The organism is Lentzea rhizosphaerae (genome assembly GCF_042649515.1).
GTDB lineage: Bacteria > Actinomycetota > Actinomycetes > Mycobacteriales > Pseudonocardiaceae > Lentzea > Lentzea aerocolonigenes.
Genome location: NZ_JBHRZI010000013.1, coordinates 13798 through 30903, shown reverse-complemented (window position 1 = coordinate 30903; position 17106 = coordinate 13798). Strand labels below are relative to the sequence as shown.

General features: G+C 69.2%; 19 protein-coding genes. 8 read left to right on the top strand and 11 right to left on the bottom strand.

Features of this window, described 5'->3' with window-relative positions:
• Positions 1–24: 24 nt before the first annotated feature.
• On the top strand, positions 25–411 hold the full coding sequence (locus tag ACFOWZ_RS15710) for a helix-turn-helix domain-containing protein (RefSeq protein WP_382373023.1): 387 nt from the start codon (positions 25–27) through the stop codon (positions 409–411).
• A gap of 72 nt (positions 412–483) precedes the next feature.
• Here ACFOWZ_RS15710 and ACFOWZ_RS15705 read toward each other — a convergent pair whose 3' ends face one another.
• From ACFOWZ_RS15705 to ACFOWZ_RS15680, 6 genes are all read right to left on the bottom strand, one after another.
• Positions 484–1101: a hypothetical protein gene (locus ACFOWZ_RS15705; RefSeq protein WP_382373021.1), complete on the bottom strand. Its 618-nt coding sequence runs from the start codon at positions 1099–1101 to the stop codon at positions 484–486.
• 113 nt (positions 1102–1214) lie between these two features.
• The gene (locus ACFOWZ_RS15700) at positions 1215–2159 is read right to left on the bottom strand and encodes an acyl-CoA dehydrogenase family protein (protein WP_382373019.1); all 945 of its coding nucleotides are present in this window, start codon (positions 2157–2159) and stop codon (positions 1215–1217) included.
• The gene (locus ACFOWZ_RS15695) at positions 2156–2965 is read right to left on the bottom strand and encodes an acyl-CoA dehydrogenase family protein (protein ID WP_382373017.1); all 810 of its coding nucleotides are present in this window, start codon (positions 2963–2965) and stop codon (positions 2156–2158) included. Before ACFOWZ_RS15695 ends, ACFOWZ_RS15700 begins: the two co-directional genes overlap by 4 nt.
• On the bottom strand, positions 2962–4053 hold the full coding sequence (locus ACFOWZ_RS15690) for an acyl-CoA dehydrogenase family protein (protein WP_382373015.1): 1092 nt from the start codon (positions 4051–4053) through the stop codon (positions 2962–2964). Before ACFOWZ_RS15690 ends, ACFOWZ_RS15695 begins: the two co-directional genes overlap by 4 nt.
• On the bottom strand, positions 4053–4883 hold the full coding sequence (locus ACFOWZ_RS15685) for an enoyl-CoA hydratase (protein ID WP_382373013.1): 831 nt from the start codon (positions 4881–4883) through the stop codon (positions 4053–4055). Before ACFOWZ_RS15685 ends, ACFOWZ_RS15690 begins: the two co-directional genes overlap by 1 nt.
• Positions 4880–6358 carry a FadD3 family acyl-CoA ligase gene (locus ACFOWZ_RS15680; protein ID WP_382373011.1) on the bottom strand — a complete coding sequence of 493 codons (1479 nt, stop codon included), beginning with the start codon at positions 6356–6358 and terminating at the stop codon, positions 4880–4882. Before ACFOWZ_RS15680 ends, ACFOWZ_RS15685 begins: the two co-directional genes overlap by 4 nt.
• Before the next feature lie 55 nt (positions 6359–6413).
• Between ACFOWZ_RS15680 and ACFOWZ_RS15675 the strand changes: the two genes are divergently transcribed.
• From ACFOWZ_RS15675 to ACFOWZ_RS15660, 4 genes are read left to right on the top strand one after another with little or no spacing between them, the layout of a single operon-like run.
• Positions 6414–7487, top strand: a complete 1074-nt coding sequence (locus ACFOWZ_RS15675; RefSeq protein ID WP_382373009.1) for an acyl-CoA dehydrogenase family protein — start codon at positions 6414–6416, stop codon at positions 7485–7487.
• The gene (locus ACFOWZ_RS15670; protein ID WP_382373007.1) at positions 7484–8227 is read left to right on the top strand and encodes an SDR family oxidoreductase; all 744 of its coding nucleotides are present in this window, start codon (positions 7484–7486) and stop codon (positions 8225–8227) included. Before ACFOWZ_RS15675 ends, ACFOWZ_RS15670 begins: the two co-directional genes overlap by 4 nt.
• The gene (locus ACFOWZ_RS15665) at positions 8224–8838 is read left to right on the top strand and encodes a TetR/AcrR family transcriptional regulator (RefSeq protein WP_382373005.1); all 615 of its coding nucleotides are present in this window, start codon (positions 8224–8226) and stop codon (positions 8836–8838) included. Before ACFOWZ_RS15670 ends, ACFOWZ_RS15665 begins: the two co-directional genes overlap by 4 nt.
• A gap of 13 nt (positions 8839–8851) precedes the next feature.
• Positions 8852–9997: an acetyl-CoA C-acetyltransferase gene (locus ACFOWZ_RS15660; RefSeq protein WP_382373003.1), complete on the top strand. Its 1146-nt coding sequence runs from the start codon at positions 8852–8854 to the stop codon at positions 9995–9997.
• Here the strand turns inward: ACFOWZ_RS15660 and ACFOWZ_RS15655 are convergent.
• Genes ACFOWZ_RS15655 through ACFOWZ_RS15640 form a run of 4 tightly spaced genes read right to left on the bottom strand, consistent with a single transcriptional unit; the run spans position 9981 to position 13288 of the window.
• The gene (locus ACFOWZ_RS15655) at positions 9981–11042 is read right to left on the bottom strand and encodes an NAD(P)H-dependent flavin oxidoreductase (RefSeq protein WP_382373001.1); all 1062 of its coding nucleotides are present in this window, start codon (positions 11040–11042) and stop codon (positions 9981–9983) included. The genes ACFOWZ_RS15660 and ACFOWZ_RS15655 overlap by 17 nt on opposite strands.
• Complete coding sequence (locus ACFOWZ_RS15650) at positions 11039–11752, bottom strand: CoA-transferase subunit beta (RefSeq protein ID WP_382372999.1); 714 nt, start codon at positions 11750–11752, stop codon at positions 11039–11041. Before ACFOWZ_RS15650 ends, ACFOWZ_RS15655 begins: the two co-directional genes overlap by 4 nt.
• A complete protein-coding gene (locus tag ACFOWZ_RS15645) occupies positions 11749–12546 on the bottom strand; it encodes a CoA transferase subunit A (protein WP_382372997.1) in 798 nt (265 codons plus the stop codon). Before ACFOWZ_RS15645 ends, ACFOWZ_RS15650 begins: the two co-directional genes overlap by 4 nt.
• Positions 12521–13288 (bottom strand): enoyl-CoA hydratase family protein, encoded by a 768-nt coding sequence (locus ACFOWZ_RS15640; protein WP_382372994.1) that lies wholly within the window; start codon positions 13286–13288, stop codon positions 12521–12523. The genes ACFOWZ_RS15645 and ACFOWZ_RS15640 overlap by 26 nt, the downstream gene beginning before the upstream one ends.
• A 63-nt stretch (positions 13289–13351) precedes the next feature.
• Between ACFOWZ_RS15640 and ACFOWZ_RS15635 the strand changes: the two genes are divergently transcribed.
• From ACFOWZ_RS15635 to ACFOWZ_RS15625, 3 genes are read left to right on the top strand one after another with little or no spacing between them, the layout of a single operon-like run.
• Positions 13352–14113, top strand: coding sequence for an SDR family oxidoreductase (locus ACFOWZ_RS15635; RefSeq protein ID WP_382372992.1), 762 nt, complete (start codon positions 13352–13354; stop codon positions 14111–14113).
• Positions 14110–14964 carry an SDR family oxidoreductase gene (locus ACFOWZ_RS15630; protein WP_382372991.1) on the top strand — a complete coding sequence of 285 codons (855 nt, stop codon included), beginning with the start codon at positions 14110–14112 and terminating at the stop codon, positions 14962–14964. The genes ACFOWZ_RS15635 and ACFOWZ_RS15630 overlap by 4 nt, the downstream gene beginning before the upstream one ends.
• A 10-nt stretch (positions 14965–14974) precedes the next feature.
• Positions 14975–15925, top strand: coding sequence for a hypothetical protein (locus ACFOWZ_RS15625; RefSeq protein ID WP_382372989.1), 951 nt, complete (start codon positions 14975–14977; stop codon positions 15923–15925).
• Here the strand turns inward: ACFOWZ_RS15625 and ACFOWZ_RS15620 are convergent.
• On the bottom strand, positions 15909–17036 hold the full coding sequence (locus tag ACFOWZ_RS15620) for a steroid 3-ketoacyl-CoA thiolase (protein WP_382372987.1): 1128 nt from the start codon (positions 17034–17036) through the stop codon (positions 15909–15911). The two genes, ACFOWZ_RS15625 and ACFOWZ_RS15620, sit on opposite strands and share 17 nt — an antisense overlap.
• Positions 17037–17106 lie beyond the last annotated feature (70 nt).

Here is a 17106-nt window from a genome sequence, read left to right as displayed (position 1 = left end):
CAAGTCGGCTTGAGGTCAAGTGTGGTGGAAGAACTCGGAATCGGCGAGGTGGTGCGGCGCTCCGGCGTCCCCGCCTCGACCCTGCGCTACTACGAGGAGCGCGGGCTGATCGGCTCGGTGGGCCGGCGGGGCCTCACGCGCGTGTTCGGGAAGGAGGTCTTCCAGCGGCTGGCGCTGATCTCGGTCGGCCGTGCCGCGGGCTTCACCCTCGACGAGATCGCGCGGATGTTCGCGCCGGACGGCCGCCCGCAGCTCGACCGCGCGTTGCTCACGAGCAAGGCGGACGAGCTGGACGCGACCATCCGGCGGCTGACCGTGATGCGGGACGGGCTGCGGCACGCGGCGGCCTGCGCGGCGCCGAGCCACATGGAGTGCCCGAAGTTCCTGCGCCTCCTGGAACGCCTGACCTAAGCACCGGGGTCCACACCCAGCTGGCCGGTTTTGGCGCGAAAAGCACGTTCGGGCTGCTAGATGGCCCGAATGTCACGTTCGCTCCCCAGGCTCGTTTGGCGCGAACGTGACGTTGGTGCCGCTAGATCGCCCGAACGTGCTTTTCGCGCCAACAGGAACAGGAGCGGAACGGTTGGGTTGGAGGCTCCAGATCTGCGGTGCGACCGTCACCGCGGCGGCCTGGTACGGCGGCAGCAGCCTGCCCTCGATCACGACCTCCAGCGGCCACTTCTCCTTCAGCACCACCCACAACCGTCCGGAGAGCCCGGCGAACGCGCCCAGCAGGTTCGCGGTCTCCGACGTCTGCAGCACGTAGACCCACTTCGCGGTGTCCGGGGCGCCGTCGAGCGGTTCGCGCCACGCCCGGCGCAAGCGGCGGCCACCGTGCCGGGCGGCGTCGGCGGACAGCACGACGTCGGCCTTGCTCGGGTCCGGTGCGGAGGCGGGCGCCTGAGCGCTGAAGCGGTACGGCACCGGGGGCACCTCGTCGATGCTCGGCATCGCGGCGAGGTCGGGGCTGTCCGGATCATCCAATGTGGACGCGATCAACGCGCGTTCCTCGGCCGTGATGCCGATGTTCTCGTACGCCATGGACAGCAGCAGCGTCACCTCGGCCTGCGCCGGCTCGCCGCCGAAGTAGTCCTCGCGCACCGAACGCAGGGTACTTTGCCGGAGCCCTGTCCTTCAGGGTCGAGTAGTTGACTTCTTCTTGTACGGGGATGAACAGCTTTGCCTCCGCCACCGGAGTCCAGGCACCGGAACGACTACCGGTGGGCGAAACGGGTGAGGCGACGAATGTGATCTTGAGGACTGCCGAACAACTGGCGGCTGCCGTGCGCCCGTTTGAGGTACAGGTGCGCGTCGTGTTCCCAGGTGATCGCGATGCCGCCGTGCAGCTGCACCATCTCGGCGGCGACGGAGAAGAACGCCTCGGAGCAGTAGACCTTCGCCACGGCCGCGGACACCTCGTCGTTCGCCGCGAGTGCCGCCGACCGCGCGGTCTCGACCAGGACGTGCAGGTCGGCCATGCGGTGCTTCAACGCCTGGAACGACCCGATCGGTTTGCCGAACTGGACCCGTGTCTTCGTGTACTCGACGGTCAGCTCGAGCGCTCTGGCGGCCGCGCCGACCTGTTCCGCGCTCAAGGCTGCCAGTGCGACGTCACGGACCTGGCTGGACCACGGGCCTGTCTTCGTCTTTTCGGCGTTGGTCAGGTCGACGCGCGCGAGGCGGCGGGTCGGGTCCATCGTGGGGGTGTGCTCGCGGGTTGCTCGGCTGACCTCGTACAGGTCGGTGCCGTCGGAGAGCAGGAGGATCTCGGCGAGGTCGCCGTCGAGGACGTACCGCGCCGGGTCGTCGTTCCACGGCCAGATGAGCGTGGCAACGGTTCCGTCGGCGATCCGCGGGAGAAGCCGGCTGCACACCTCGTCGTTGCCGGTGGCCAGCAACGCTTGGACCGCGATCGTCGAGGCGAGGAGTGGCGCAGGTGTGAGGGTCCGGCCGAGCTCTTCCAGGGCTATGCGGGTTTCGTCGAACGTGGCCCCGGATCCGCCGTACTGCTCGGGGATCGGGAGCACACCGATCTCCGTCAGCCTGGCCCACAGATCCTTGTCGTAGCCGTGCGGAGTCTCGACGGCCGCGCGCACGTCGGAATGCTTGTCGAGCAGACTGCGGACGGCGTCACGCAGGGCGAGTTGTTCCGGTGTCACAAGGCCTCCAACACGCGCGCTCGATGCAGGGACGGACTACCCCACGCGGTGCGCAGGGCGCGGGTCTGCAACAGGAACCGGCTCAGCTCGTGCTCGGCGGTGTAACCGATCGCGCCGTGCAGCTGGAGGGCGATGCGGGCCGTGTTCCAGGCCGCGTCGGAGGTGGCGACCTTGGCGGCCGAGATGTCACGGGTGGTCATGGTGACCGCGGCGCCGTGGACCAGAGGGCGGGCCAGTTCCAGGCCTATCAGGACGTTCGCGAGGTGGTGCTTGACCGCCTGGAACTGGCCGATCGGCTTGCCGAACTGGGTGCGGGCCAGGGCGTGGGCGGTGGTCATCTCGAGCATGGCGCGGCCGAGGCCGAGGAGTTGGGCCGCGCACATCAGAACGCCGAGGTCGAAGGCGTGGGTGGGGACTTCGGTCGCGATGACCGGGCCGGCGGTGAGTTCGAAGAGGCGGCGGGTGGGGTCCACCGAGGACAGTTCGGTGGTGGGAGAGGCTTCGCGGAGGGTGTCGCCCTCGACGAGGAGGTAGTGGTCGGCTTCGACGGCGTGGGGGACCAGAGGCGGGAACGCGACGGACCAACTACCTTCGCCCACCCCACTCGTCAGCGCCGGCACCACCGCCAACGTCTCGATCAACGGCCCTGCCACCGCGTGATGCCCGACCTCCTCGAACACCACCACCAGGTCCACCGGATCGGTGACCTCATCGACGACCGAGGCCAGATCCCGCCGCCCAGCAGCGAAGAACCCGTGCAGCACCCCGGCAAGATCCGTCTGCTCCTCCGACAGCGTGAAGTTCATCGCGGCAACCCCAGAATCCGCTCGGCGATCACGTTCCGCTGGATCTCGTTGGTCCCGGCATAGATCGGCCCGGCCAGCGAGAACAACCACCCGTCCCGCCACCCCGGCGCCGCCTCGCCGAGCAGGTCGAGCGCCGTCTCGTGCAGCGCCACGTCCAGCTCGGACCAGAACACCTTCGTCACGCTGGCGGCAGGCCCCGACAGAGGACTGCTCAACGCACCGAACGTGTGCAGCCGATACGCCTGAGCCCCGATCCACGCGTCCACAACCCGGTCGCGCAACGCCGGGTCCGGGTTCTTCCGGTACAGCTCGACCAGCCGCCCGGCAGCCGCGAGAAACCGGCCAGGGCTGCGCAAAGTCAGACCACGTTCGTTGCCCGCCGTGCTCATCGCCACGCGCCAGCCGTCACCGACGGCACCTACGACGTCGTGATCAGGCACGAACACGTCGTCCAGGAAGATCTCGGCGAACCCCGGCTCGCCGTCGAGCTGCGCGATGGGACGCACAGACACGCCCTCAGCTCGCAGGTCGAACAGGAGGTAGGTCAGGCCGCGGTGGCGTTCGCCGGGGCCGGTGCGGAACAGGCCGAACGCCCGGTCCGCGAACGCCGCCCGCGAGCTCCAGGTCTTCTGGCCGCGCAGCAGCCACCCGCCGTCGCACCGGACTGCCGTGCTGCGCAACGACGCCAGGTCCGACCCCGCCTCCGGCTCCGACCAGGCCTGCGCCCACACCTCGTCGGCGCGCGCCATCGCGGGCAGGATCCGTGAACGCTGCTCGTCGGTGCCGTGCGCGAACAACGTCGGTGCCAGCAGGAAGATGCCGTTCTGCGAGACACGGCCCGGCGCGCCCGCCGCGTGGTACTCCTCCTCGAAGACCAACCACTGCAACAGCGAAGCCTCACGGCCACCGAACTCGGAGGGCCACGAGACCACCGACAGACGCGATGAAGCGAGCTGTCGTTCCCACTCGCGGTGCTCCTCGAAGCCCGAAGCAGTGTCCATCGAGGACAGAGGACGAACGTGCGCAGCCAGCCACGAACGCACCTCCGCCTGGAACTCCACCGTCGCAGCATCCAGCGAGAGATCCATCAGCCGGAGGCCTTCTTCATCGCACGGGCGTCCATGCCGGCCAACGCGTCCGGGCTGACCTCGGCGTTGTGCGCGTGCGCGAAGTGGTGCAGCCCGAACACCGAGTCCATCCCGGCCCGCAGGCCCATCAGGTCCTCGGACTGGTTCACCGCCTTCTTGGCCAACGCCAACCCGAACTGCGGCATCGCGGAAATCCGTCCCGCCAGCTCGAAAACGCTGCTCTCCAACGACGACCGCGGCACCACGCGCGAGACCATGCCCCACTCGTAGGCGCGCTGGGCGGAGAACCTGTCGCCGGTGAACAGCACCTCCTTCGCGGCGCGCGGGCCGAGCACCCACGGGTGGGCGAAGTACTCGACGCCCGGAATCCCCATGCGCACCACGGGATCGGCGAAGAACGCGTCCTCGGAGGCCACGATCAGGTCGCACACCCAGGCCAGCATCAGGCCGCCCGCCACGCACGCACCCTGCACCATCGCGATCGTCGGCTTGGGGATCTCCCGCCACCGCCGGCACATGCCGAGGTAGACCTCCATCTCGCGGGCGAACCGGAGATCACCGCCCTCACGGCCGACGTGGTCCCACCACATCACGGCCTTGCGCTCGAACGAGGTGTCGACGTCGCGGCCCGGCGAACCGATGTCGTGACCGGCGGAGAAGTGGTCGCCGGCACCGGCCAGCACGATCACCTTGACCTCGGCGTCATCGACCGCGCGGGTGAAGGCCTCGTCCAGCGCGTAGGTCATCGCCGAGTTCTGCGCGTTGCGGTACTCCGGGCGGTTCATGGTCACGACGGCGACCGCGTCCCGCCGCTCATACTCGACTGTCACGCGTTCTCCTTGCGCAGTTGGTGTTTGAGGACCTTGCCGCCGGCGTTGCGGGGGAGCACGGGGTGGAACTGGACCGCGCGTGGCACCTTGTAGTTCGCCAGCCGCTCCCGGCAGAACTCGATGACCTGGTCCTCGGTCAGCGAGAAACCCGGCAACGTCACGACGTGCGCCACGCCGACCTCTCCGAGCCGTGCGTCGGTCATCCCGACCACCGCGGACTCCGCGACTCCCGGCAGGCGCGCCAAGGCCTGCTCGATCTCGGCCGGGTAGACGTTGAAACCGCCGCAGATGTACATGTCCTTGAGCCGGTCGGTGATCGAGAGGTAGCCGCGCTCGTCCACGCGCCCGACGTCCCCGGTGTGCAGCCAGCCGTCCGCGTCCACCGCGGCCGCGGTCGCGTCCGGGTCGTCGAGGTACCCGAGCATCACGTTGGGGCCGCGCAGCAGCACCTCGTCCTGCTCGCCCAGCCGGAGCTCGAACTCCGCCAACGGCCGACCGCACGTGTGCGCGACGGTCTCCGGCGAGTCGCCAGGACGGCACATGGTGGCGACGACGGCCTCGGTCAGCCCGTAGGCGGTGAGCACGGTCAGCGACAGCTCGGACTGCATCCGCTCGATCATCGCCACCGGCACCACCGCCGCACCGGTCACCGCCAGCCGCAGGCTCGACAGGTCGAACGAGGCGCGCTCGGGGTGGTCGAGCAACGTCTGGAAGATCGTCGGCGGGCCGGGCAGCACGGTGATGCGTTCCCGTTCGATCAGCCGCATGGTCTCCACGACGTCGAACACGGGCTGCGGCACCATCGTCGCGCCGGTCAGCAGGCAGGCCAGAATCCCCGCCTTGTAGCCGAACGTGTGGAAGAACGGGTTGACGATCAGGTACCGGTCGGCGGACGTCAGCTCACCGCACTCGGCCCACGCCGCGGCCACCCCGAGCGACTGCCGGTGCGCGCTCATCGCACCCTTGCTGCGCCCGGTCGTCCCGGACGTGTACATGACGTCGCACAGCTGATCCGGCCCCACGTCGGGCAGATCCACGTCGGGAGCGACCCACTCGGTCGGCAGCCGGACGAGGACCGGAGGCAGGTCAGGGGACAACGCGCGCAGTTCGGCCAGCCGGTCGCGACCGAGGAACTCGGCTTCCACGATCAACGCGCGCGCGGCGCTGCGCTGCAGCACGTCGAGAGTCTCGGTGGCGGTGAACCTGGTGTTGATCGGCACCAGCGCGGCGCCCGCGTGCAACGCCCCGAGCGCCGCGATCACCCAGTGGTGCGAGTTGGGGGCGCACAACGCCACCCGGTCGCCCGGCCGTACGCCCATGCCGACCAGCGCGCGGGCAGCGTTCAGAACGGACGCCCGCAGCGCCGGCCAGGTGAGGCGAACCTCCCCGTCCACCAACGCCTCCGCGTCGATGTACGAAGCAGCAGCGCGGTCGAGCACGGCTGAAACCGTTTGCCTGCTTGGATCTACGGCCACAGAAGCCTCCACGGGGCCCTCCAAAGCAAGTGCTTGGTAGGTTAGAGTATGGCGCATGGAGTCCTTCCGGCGCGAGGTGCGGGAATGGTTGTCCGCCAACCTCGTCGGTGAGTTCGCTGAGCTGCGCGGCCTGGGTGGACCCGGCCGCGAGCACGAGGCGTTCGAGGGCAGGCTGCGGTGGCACCGGCACCTGGCGGCGCACGGGTGGACGTGCCTCGGCTGGCCCGGCGAGCGCAGCGTCGAGGAGCAGGTGATCTTCCACGAGGAGTACGCCGAGGCCGACGCGCCCGCGAAGGTCGACATCGTGGGTGAAGGACTGCTCGGCCCGACGCTCATCGCGTTCGGCACGCCGGAGCAGAAGGAACGCTTCCTGCCCAGGATCAAAAGCCTCGACGAGCTGTGGTGCCAGGGCTACTCCGAGCCGAACGCCGGTTCCGACCTCGCGTCGGTCCAGACGAGGGCCGCCCTCGAAGGCGACCGGTGGGTGATCAACGGCCAGAAGATCTGGACGTCGAACGCGCACTACTCGGACTGGATCTTCGTCCTGTGCCGCACCGAACCGGGTTCGAAGCGGCACCAGGGCCTCTCGTACCTGCTCGTGCCCATGAACCAGCCGGGCGTCGAGGTGCGGCCGATCCGCCAGCTCACCGGCACGTCCGAGTTCAACGAGGTCTTCTTCGACAACGCGGTCACGGCGAAGGAGAACGTCGTCGGGCAGCCGGGCGAGGGCTGGAAGATCGCCATGGCCACGCTCGGCTTCGAGCGCGGCACCGCGATGCTCGGTCACCAGGTGAGCTTCCGCCGCCAGCTCGACGCGATCACGGCGCTGGCCCCCGACGACGAACGTCTCACCAGGGCGTGGCTCGAACTGCACGTGATGCGCTCACACACGCTGAGAACCCTGAACGACGAACCCGGCCCGGAGGCGTCCGTGCTGAAGCTCTTCTGGTCGGGCTGGCACCGCAGGCTGGGCGAGCTCGCCATGGACGCACTGGGACCGGAGTCGATGATCGACGGCAACGAGTGGCAGCGGATGTTCCTGTTCAGCAGGGCCGAGACGATCTACGGCGGCTCGGACGAGATCCAGCGCGAGATCATCGCTCACCGGATCCTGGGGCTGCCGCGATGACCGGACACGACCTGCTCAAGGGAAAAATCGTCGTCGTGACGGCCGCGGCCGGTACGGGTATCGGCTCGGCGACCGCGAAGCGGTGCCTCGAAGAAGGCGCGACCGTGATCATCAGCGACTGGCACGAACGCCGGCTGAAGGAGACCCACGAGGCGCTCGGCTCCGACCACGCGATCCCGTGCGACGTCACGAACGAGCAGCAGGTGCAGGCGCTGGTCGACGAGACGGTCGAGCGGTTCGGCCGGATCGACGTGATGGTCAACAACGCGGGCCTCGGCGGTGAGAAGTCCGTGCTGGAGATGACCGACGACGAGTGGTCGCGGGTCCTGGACGTCACGCTCAACGGCACGTTTCGCTGCACGAGAGCAGCGCTGCGCCAAATGGTCGTCCAACGAAGCGGTGTCGTCGTCAACAACTCGAGTGTGATCGGCTGGCGCGCCCAGAAGGGTCAAGCCCACTACGCGGCAGCGAAAGCGGGCGTGATGGCGTTGACCAGGTGCGCGGCGATGGACGTCGCCGAGCACGGCATCCGGGTGAACGCGGTCGCCCCGAGCTTGGCGGCGCACCCGTTCCTCGCCAAGGTCACCAGTGAGGAGTTGCTGACGGAGCTGGCGTCCCGTGAGGCTTTCGGGCGCGCCGCCGAGCCCTGGGAGGTCGCGAATGTGATCGTGTTCCTCGCGAGCGACTACTCGTCGTACCTGACGGGCGAGGTCGTCTCGGTGAGCAGTCAGCACCCATGAGGAAGGAACGACCGGTGAGCAACCGAAGGGCGGAGCTGCTCGCGTTGGCGGCGAAGATGTTCGCCGAACGCGGGTACGGGCAGACGACCGTGCGCGACATCGCGGACGCGGCGGGCATCCTGTCCGGCAGCCTCTACCACCACTTCGACTCGAAGGAGTCGATGGTGGACGAGATCCTGCGTGGCTTCCTCGACGAGCTGTTCACGCGGTACCGGGAGATCGTCGACGCCGGCCTCGGCCCGAAGCAGACGCTGAAGGCGCTGGTCGTGGCGTCGTTCGAGGCGATCGACACCCGGCACGCCGAGGTCGCGATCTACCAGAACGAGTCCAAGCACCTCATGCCGCTGGAGCGGTTCTCCTACCTCGACGACCGCAACGTGGAGTTCCGCAAGCTCTGGACGGTGCTGCTGGAGGACGGCATGGGCGCGGGCGTGTTCCGCGCCGATCTCGACGTGGATCTCGCGTACCGGTTCATCCGCGACACGGTGTGGGTGGCGGTGCGGTGGTATCGGCCGGACGGCGGCCTGTCCCCGGACGCGGTCGCCGACCAGTACCTCGCAATCCTGCTCGACGGCATCGCCACGGGACGCCGGACGAACTCGAAGACGTAGAAGGAGGGCCCTCGTGGCCGAGGCGTACATCATCGAGGCTGTGCGGACTCCGGCGGGCAGGCGCGGTGGGGAGCTCAGCCGCGTGCACCCCGCCGATCTCGGCGCGCACGTGATCACGGCGCTGCTCAACCGCGTGGACGTCGACCCGACGGACGTGGACGACGTGATCTTCGGCTGCGTCGACACGGTCGGTCCGCAGGCGGGCGACATCGCGCGGACCTCGTGGCTGGCCGCGGGTTTCCCGGAGCAGGTGCCGGGCGTGACCGTCGACCGGCAGTGCGGGTCGAGTCAGCAGGCGCTGCACTTCGCGGCGCAGGCGGTGATGAGCGGCACGGCCGACGTGATCGTTGCGGGCGGCGTGCAGAACATGTCGCAGGTGCCGATCGGATCGGCCATGACCGCCATGCCACAGGTGGCCAGCCCGTTCGAGGGGTGTGAGGGCTGGCAGCACCGCTACGGCGACGAGGAGGTCAACCAGTTCCGCGCGGCCGACCTGATCGCGGTGCGGTGGGACCTGTCGCGGCGCGAGATGGAGGAGTACGCGCTGCAGAGCCACCTGCGGGCGATCACCGCCATCAAGGAGGGCCGGTTCGACCGCGAGATCGCGCCGGTCAACGGTGTAGCTGCCGACGAGTGCCCGCGCCCGGACACCAGTGCGGAGAAGATGGCGGCGCTGCAACCGTTGCGGCCGGGCGGGCGCACGACGGCTGCGTTGTCGTCGCAGATCTCCGACGGTGCCTCGGCGGTGCTGGTCGTGTCGGAACGGGTGGTGCGCGAGCACAAGCTGACGCCTCGGGCTCGGGTGCACCACATCTCCGCCCGCGGCTCCGACCCGATCTACATGCTGACCGCGCCGATCCGTGCCACGAAGCACGCGCTGGAGCGGGCCGGGATGTCGATCTCGGACATCGACCTGTTCGAGATCAACGAGGCGTTCGCGTCCGTGGTGCTGGCCTGGGCCAAGGAGCTCAAGGTGGATCTTGCGCGCGTGAACGTCAACGGGGGAGCGCTCGCGCTCGGACACCCGATCGGCGCGACCGGCACGAAGCTGTTCACGACGTTGCTGCACGAGTTGGAGCGGACCGGTGGCCGGTACGGGTTGCAGACCATGTGCGAGGGCGGCGGTCAGGCGAACGTGACGATCATCGAACGTCTCTGAGACTCTGTCCCATTCTGGCGAGGATCTTCTCGGCGTCGGTGACGATGCCGTTGATCAGTTCCTCGCACGTCGGCAGGTCGCTGAGCAGACCGGCGACCTGACCCGACGCGAGCACGCCCGCGTCGGTCCTGCCCTCGACCAGTCCGGCGCGCAGCAGCATCGGCGTGTTCGCGGCCATGATCACCTGTGACCAGGTGAGGTCCTTGCCGTGCTTCATGGCCAGGCCCTCGCGGATCATCGCGCGCCACGACAGCCCGGTGTGCTCGCGGAACCTGGCCGCGTTCGTGACGGCGCGGACGAGGCTGCTGAGCCTCCCGGACCGTTCGAGGTGCTCGACGAGATCGCTGCGCAGCACCCGGTGCGGCAGGCCGTCGACGCGGGTCGTCACGACCGTGCCGTTCAGATCCCGTTGCAGGTAAGCCTGTTTCACCGCGTCCGGCACCGTGCTCTCCCGGGTGAGCAGGAACCTCGTGCCCATCGCGATCCCGGCCGCGCCGTACGCGAGCGCGGCGGCGAGTCCCCGTCCGTCGAAGAACCCGCCGGCCGCCACGACCGGGATGTCGACGGCGTCCAGCACGCTCGGCAGCAGCAACGTCGTTGCCACGCCACCGGTGTGGCCGCCGCCCTCGCCGCCTTGGACGATCACGGCGTGCGCGCCCCACTTCGCGACCTTCTCCGCGTGCCTGGCCGCGCCGATCGACGGGATCACGACGACACCGGCGTCGTTGAGCTTCGCGATCATGTCGGGTTTCGGGGCCAGTGCGAAGGAAGCGACCTTCACCTGCTCGCGGATCAGCAGGTCGATCCGTTCGGGCGCGTCGTGGGCGTCCGCTCGGAGGTTCACGCCGAACGGTTGTGTCGTGCGGGCTCGGGTTTCCTTGATCGCGGCTTCGAGCTCGGAGTAGGTCATGGTGGCGGAGGCGAGGATGCCGAGCCCACCGGCCTCGGCGGTCGCGGACACCAGGCGTGGCCCGGCGACCCAGCCCATGCCGGTCTGGATGATCGGGTGTCTCACCCCGACCAGGTCGGTGAGCGCGGTCCTCACGACGGGACTTCCTTGTCCCGCTTGCCCTGCGGATCGAGCCGGGTCCTGATCAGCTCCAGCTCCTCGTCGGTCGGCAACCGGGTCTCGGTGACCTCGCCGACCACGAGCGGGAACGACGTCTGCTTCTGCACCTCGTCGACCGACACCCCGGGATGGGTCGAGACCAGGCGCATCGAGTGGTCAGGGGTGTCGAAGTCGAGCACGGCCAGGTTCGTGACGACCCGGTGCACGTCGTGGAACGGGCCTGCGGCGCGGTCGTAGCCGACGCCGGAGACCACGTCGACCGCCTCGACCAGCACGCGCGGGCTGTGCCGCGGCACCCAGTAGCTGGTGCGGTGGTTGACGGTGTTGCCCGGCGCGCCGCGGAACCCGAGCAGCTGCCGCGTCGGCTTCGCGTGATCGCCGATCGCGGAGATGTTCTGGTTGCCGAACCTGTCGACCTGGTTCGCGCCCATCACGACGTGCCGGCGGCCGTGCGCGACGACGTCGAACACCTTCCGGTACGGCAGCCAGCCCTCCACAGTGGACTCCGGGGTGAGCAGGAACGCCTCGCCGTCGCTGAGCAGCAGGTCGGGCTCGGTCGTCAGACGGGCGAGTTTCGCGCCGAGGGACGGGATGAGACCCATCGGGCTGGCCAGCGTCTCACCGGCACCGGCGAACAGGTCGGCGCAGGCGGCGACGCAGACCTCCGCTCGCGTGATGTCGCTCATCCGAGGAACCTCTCGTAGAAGGCCGGCCACTGCTCCAGATCGGTGGCCGCGTTGGCGTACTCGCGCTGGAGGGCCTCGTCGCGGCCGTAGTCCGGGACGCAGCTGGTGAACGCCGCTCCACCCGGTGCCTCCACCACGCCGTCGACCATCATCCGGTTGAGCAGCAGGGTTTGCGGCGGCCCGTCGAACGTCTCGACGATCTGCTCGCACGAGACGTACCGCCGGTCCGCGGCCAGGCAGAACAGGTCGTCGAAGTACGGGTCCGGCCCGAGGTACTGGGCGTTGCCGTGCCTGTCCGCGCGGTTGAGGTGCACCAGCGCCACGTCGAGCTTCAACGCGGGCATGGCGACCAGCTCTTCGCCGTCGTCGTAGGGCGAGCGAACGGTCTTGAGCTCGGGCGCGTACTTCAGCACGTCGGAACCGAGTCCTGCCCTGATCGGCAGGAACGGCAGCCGGTGCCCGGCGGCGCGCAGGCCCGTCTGGAACATGCCCTCGTCGAGCTCCAGCACCTCGATCGCGCCGGTCTCGCGCGCCCGCTTGAACCACGGGTCGTACGGGATGGAGTCGAGCGAGACGAAGCCGTAGACGAGCTTGCGCACCTTGCCCGCCGCGCACAGCAGCCCGGCGTCCGGGCCGCCGTAGGTGACGACGGTGAGGTCCTTGATCGCGGACCGCAGAATCGCCTTGACCAGGGCCATCGGCTTGCGCCGCGAGCCCCAGCCGCCGATGCCGACGGTCATGCCGTCCTTGATCTCGCCGACGACCTCGTCAGCTGTCATTCGCTTGTCGCGCATGGTTTCCGTCCAGGAAGGCCTGCCGGGCGTGGTCCGACACACCGGTGAGGTTCAGCTCGAAGGTGAAGCCCTGCTCGTAGCGGTAGCTGGTGTGCACGCGCTGCGGGTCGATGCCGTTGATCGCCTCCTTGGCCGCGCGGATCACCGCGGGGTCCTTCTTCGCGATCTCCTTGGCCAGCTCGCGGGCCGCGTCGTCGAGCTGTGCGCGGGGCACGACCTCGATGACGCTGCCGTGGTGGTGCAGGGTCTGCGCGCTGACGTTGCGGGCCGTGTAGTACAGCGTCCGCATGAGGTGCTGCGGCACGAGCCGGGCCAGGTGGGTGGCCGCGCCGAGTGCCCCGCGGTCGACCTCGGGCAGTCCGAACGTGGCGTCGTCGGACGCCACGATGACGTCCGCGTTGCCGACCAGCCCGACACCACCGCCGAGGCAGAAGCCGTTCACCGCGGCGATCACCGGCACCTCGCAGTCGTAGACGGCCGCGAAAGCCTTGGCACATCCCCTGTTCGCGGCCACGAGCGCGTCGTACCCCGTGGACCGCTGGATCTCCTTCAGGTCGACGCCCGCGCAGAAGCCGCGGTTCTCCGCCCTGAGGATCACCACCCGCGCCTCGGGGTCCTCGCCCGCGTACGTGATCGTCTTGGCCAGCTCGAACCAGCCGCGGGATCCGATGGCGTTGACCGGGGGATAGTCGATGGTGACTTCGATGATGCCGTTTTCGGTGTGGCTGCTGGAGATTCCCATCGCGCCGCCTTCCGAACCAAGCGATTGCTTGGTAATTTAGCAGTGCCGGAGCGACCGGGGTAGGTGCTTGTGGAACTGGACCTCGACGGAGCAGTCGTCCTCGTGACGGGCGGGGTGCGGGGAGTCGGTCTCGGGATCACCCTTGCGTTCCTCTCGGCGGGTGCGGTGGTGGTGACCTGCGCCCGGCGTCCCGCTGAGGTCGAGGGCGCGTCGTTCGTGCCGTGTGACGTCCGTGATGCGGACCAGGTCGCCCAGCTCGTGAACGGGATCGTGGCAGAACACGGCCGGTTGGACGTGGTCGTCAACAACGCGGGTGGAGCGCCGTTCGCGTTGGCGGACAAGGCTTCTCCGCGGTTCCACCAGAAGATCGTGGAGCTGAACCTGCTGGCACCGCTACTGGTGTCGCAGGTGGCGAACACGGTGATGCAGTCCCAGCCGTCGGGTGGTGTGATCGTGAACGTCAGCAGTGTTTCCGGCCGCCGGCCTTCACCGGGAACCGCTGCTTACGGCGCCGCGAAGGCCGGACTCGACAACCTGACCGCTTCGCTGGCCGTCGAGTGGGCCCCGAAGGTGCGGGTCAACGCGTTGGCGGTGGGCATGGTGCGCACCGAGCAGTCGCACCTGCACTACGGCTCCGAGGCCGGGATCGCCGCCGTCGAGAAGACCGTGCCATTGGGCAGGCTCGCATCACCGGACGAGGTCGGCGCGTGTGCGGTGTTCTTGGCTTCGCCGTTGGCGTCCTACGTGAGTGGCGCGACTTTGGTCGTTCATGGCGGGGGAGAAGCACCCGCGTTCCTGACCGCAGCCGATGGGGGTTCCTCATGAACCGGGTCGTGATCGTGACGGGGGCCGGGCGTGGCATCGGTCGTGCCCACGCACTGGCGTTCGGTGCCGCCGGGGCACGGGTCGTGGTGAACGACCTGTCCGCGGAGGTCGCGGGCGAGGTCGCCGAGCTGATCGGGCCACGGGCGGTCGTCAACACCGACGACGTGGGCACGTGGGCAGGCGCGCAGCGGGTGGTCGAGACCGCGGTGTCCGAGTTCGGCGGGCTGGACGTGCTCGTGAACAACGCCGGCATCGTGCGTGACCGCATGATCGTCGGCTGCGGCGAGGAAGAGTGGGACGAGGTCGTCCGCGTTCACCTGAAGGGCCACTTCGCGACGCTGCACCACGCCGCCGCGCACTGGCGTGCCGTGCACAAGGCCGGTGGCGCGGTGAGCGGGCGGGTGATCAACACGTCGTCCGGTGCGGGACTCTTCGGCAGCGTCGGACAGGCGAACTACTCGGCCGCGAAGGCGGGCATCGCCTCGATGACGCTGGTCGCGGCCGCCGAACTGGCCCGCTACGGGGTCACGGTCAACGCCATCGCCCCGGCGGCCCGCACGAGGATGACCGAGGCGACGTTCGCGGACATGATGGCGGCGCCGGAGGAGGGGTTCGACGCGATGGCGCCGGAGAACATCTCGCCGCTGGTGGTGTGGCTCGGCAGCGAGGAGGCCGGCGACGTGACCGGGCGGATGTTCGAGGTCGACGGTGGCCGCGTGTGCGTGGTGCACGGCTGGCAGCGCGGGCCGGAGATCGACAAGGGCGAACGCTGGTCACCGGACGAGCTGGGCGAGGTGGTCCGCAAGCTGGTCGCCGCCGACCACCCGGTCCCGGTGTACGGAGCCGAGTAACTTCGATCATGTGACCCGTCTGGCCTCCCACGCCGCCGTCTCGGCCGCGCTGTCGTTGCTCAGCGACCACGAACTCCGTGACCTGGTGGAGCGTGCCCGGCCGAGTGGAGCGGGCATCGGCGGGCCGACGGCGTTGCTGGAGGTCGAGGGCATCCCGGTGTTCGTGAAGCGGGTGCCGTTGACCGAACTGGAGCTCAGGCCCGAGAACGTCGGGTCCACGGCGAACCTGTTCGACCTGCCCATGTACGCGCACTACGGCGTCGGGCTGGTCGGAGCGGCGGGCTTCGGCGCCTGGCGCGAACTCGCCGCGCAGATCATGACGACGAACTGGGTGCTCGCCGGCGAGCACGAGGGCTTCCCGTTGATGTACCACTGGCGGGTGCTGCCCCACCCCGGGCAGACACTTCCCGAGGAACTGCACCGGGCGGTCGGCTACTGGGGCCCGGCGATCAGTCCCCGGCTCGAGGCACTGCGCGCGTCGACGTCGAGCATCGCGCTGTTCCTGGAGTACCTCCCGCAGAACCTGCACGACTGGCTGAACGGCCAGGACGACCTCGAACCGGCCTGTGAGATGGTCGAACGGGAGCTGCGCACCGGCGTGGAGTTCATGAACTCCCGCGGACTCCTGCACTTCGACGGCCACTTCCAGAACGTCCTGACCGACGGCGAACGGCTGTACTTCGCCGACTTCGGCCTCGCGATCTCCTCCGAGTTCGACCTGTCCGAGGAGGAGATCGCGTTCTTCGCCGAGAACCAGGACTACGACCGCCACTACACCGCGACGCACCTGGTCATGTGGTTCGCGTACGCGCTGCGCTCACAGGGAGTTCCGCCGCGGGTCGCCGCCGTTCTGAACCGCCACAACGAGGCCGCCGCGGTGATGAAGGACTTCTACCGCCGTTTCCAGCACGAGAGCAGGCGAACGCCGTACCCGGCGGCAGACCTCAGATCCGTTCGATGATCGTGCCGGTGGCCAAGGCCCCGCCCGCGCACATCGTGATCAACGCCGTGGTCGCGTCGCGGCGCTCCAGCTCGTGCAGCGCGGTGGTGATCAGCCGCGTGCCGGTGCTGCCCACCGGGTGACCGATCGCGATCGCACCGCCGTTGACGTTGACCCGGTCCAGGTTCGGCCGGTGCACCGCCGCCCACGACAGCACGACGGACGCGAAGGCCTCGTTGACCTCGAACAGGTCGATGTCGGCCATCTTCATGCCGCTGCGCTCCAGCAGCCGCGCGGTGGCGTCGACCGGTCCGTCCAGGTGGTAGTACGGATCGGATCCGACCAGGCACTGCGTCACGATCCGCGCCCGCGGCCGCAACCCGTGCGCCTTCGCGAACTCCTCGTCCACCACCATCACGGCCGACGCGCCGTCGGAGATCTGCGACGACGTCCCTGCCGTGTGCACCCCGTCGGGCACCACGGGCTTCAATGCCGCCAGCGCCTCCAGTGAGGTCTCGCGCAGGCCCTGGTCGGTGTCCACCAGGTCCTCGCCGACCTTCACCGGCACGACCTCGGCGGTGAACCGTCCCGCCGCCCACGCCGCCCGCGCGCGGTTCTGCGACTGGACGCCGAACCTGTCGACCTCCTCGCGCCCGATGCCGCGCCGTGCCGCGACCCGTTCGGCGGCGACGAACTGGTTGGGCAGGTCGATCGTCCACGACTCGGGGCGGGGCATGCCGGTCTCGCCGATGTTCGACCGCAACGGCACCCGGCTCATCGCCTCGACCCCGCACGCGATGCCGGCGTCGATCGCCCCTGCCGCGATCAGTCCGGCGATGAGGTGCGTGGACTGCTGGGCCGAGCCGCACTGCGCGTCCACGGTCGTGCAGCCGGTGGTCTGCGGCAGGCCCGCGTGCAGCCACGACGTGCGGGTGATGTTGTTCGACTGCTCGCCCGCCTGCGTCACCGTGCCACCGATGACCTGTTCGACAGTGGACGGATCTACACCCGTCCTGTCGAGCAGACCTCGTTGTGCCGCACCGAGGAGCTCGGCGGCGTGCAGGCCCGACAACCAGCCGTTGCGCCTGCCGATGGGCGTGCGCACCGCTCCCACGATCACCGGACTGCCCACGCGAGCCTCCTCCACCTAGAAACTAGAACACGTTCCTGTACGGCTCCAGATTGGCGGCCTGGGGGCTTCA

Bases quoted from the DNA above. Each gene is read 5' to 3' on its own strand.
- ACFOWZ_RS15695 (WP_382373017.1), bottom strand. From the start codon at position 2,965: ATGAACTTCACGCTGTCGGAGGAGCAGACGGATCTTGCCGGGGTGCTG.
- ACFOWZ_RS15690 (WP_382373015.1), bottom strand. From the start codon at position 4,053: ATGGATCTCTCGCTGGATGCTGCGACGGTGGAGTTCCAGGCGGAGGTG.
- ACFOWZ_RS15675 (WP_382373009.1), top strand. From the start codon at position 6,414: ATGGAGTCCTTCCGGCGCGAGGTGCGGGAATGGTTGTCCGCCAACCTC.
- ACFOWZ_RS15670 (WP_382373007.1), top strand. From the start codon at position 7,484: ATGACCGGACACGACCTGCTCAAGGGAAAAATCGTCGTCGTGACGGCC.
- ACFOWZ_RS15665 (WP_382373005.1), top strand. From the start codon at position 8,224: ATGAGGAAGGAACGACCGGTGAGCAACCGAAGGGCGGAGCTGCTCGCG.
- ACFOWZ_RS15650 (WP_382372999.1), bottom strand. From the start codon at position 11,752: ATGAGCGACATCACGCGAGCGGAGGTCTGCGTCGCCGCCTGCGCCGAC.
- ACFOWZ_RS15645 (WP_382372997.1), bottom strand. From the start codon at position 12,546: ATGCGCGACAAGCGAATGACAGCTGACGAGGTCGTCGGCGAGATCAAG.
- ACFOWZ_RS15640 (WP_382372994.1), bottom strand. From the start codon at position 13,288: ATGGGAATCTCCAGCAGCCACACCGAAAACGGCATCATCGAAGTCACC.
- ACFOWZ_RS15630 (WP_382372991.1), top strand. From the start codon at position 14,110: ATGAACCGGGTCGTGATCGTGACGGGGGCCGGGCGTGGCATCGGTCGT.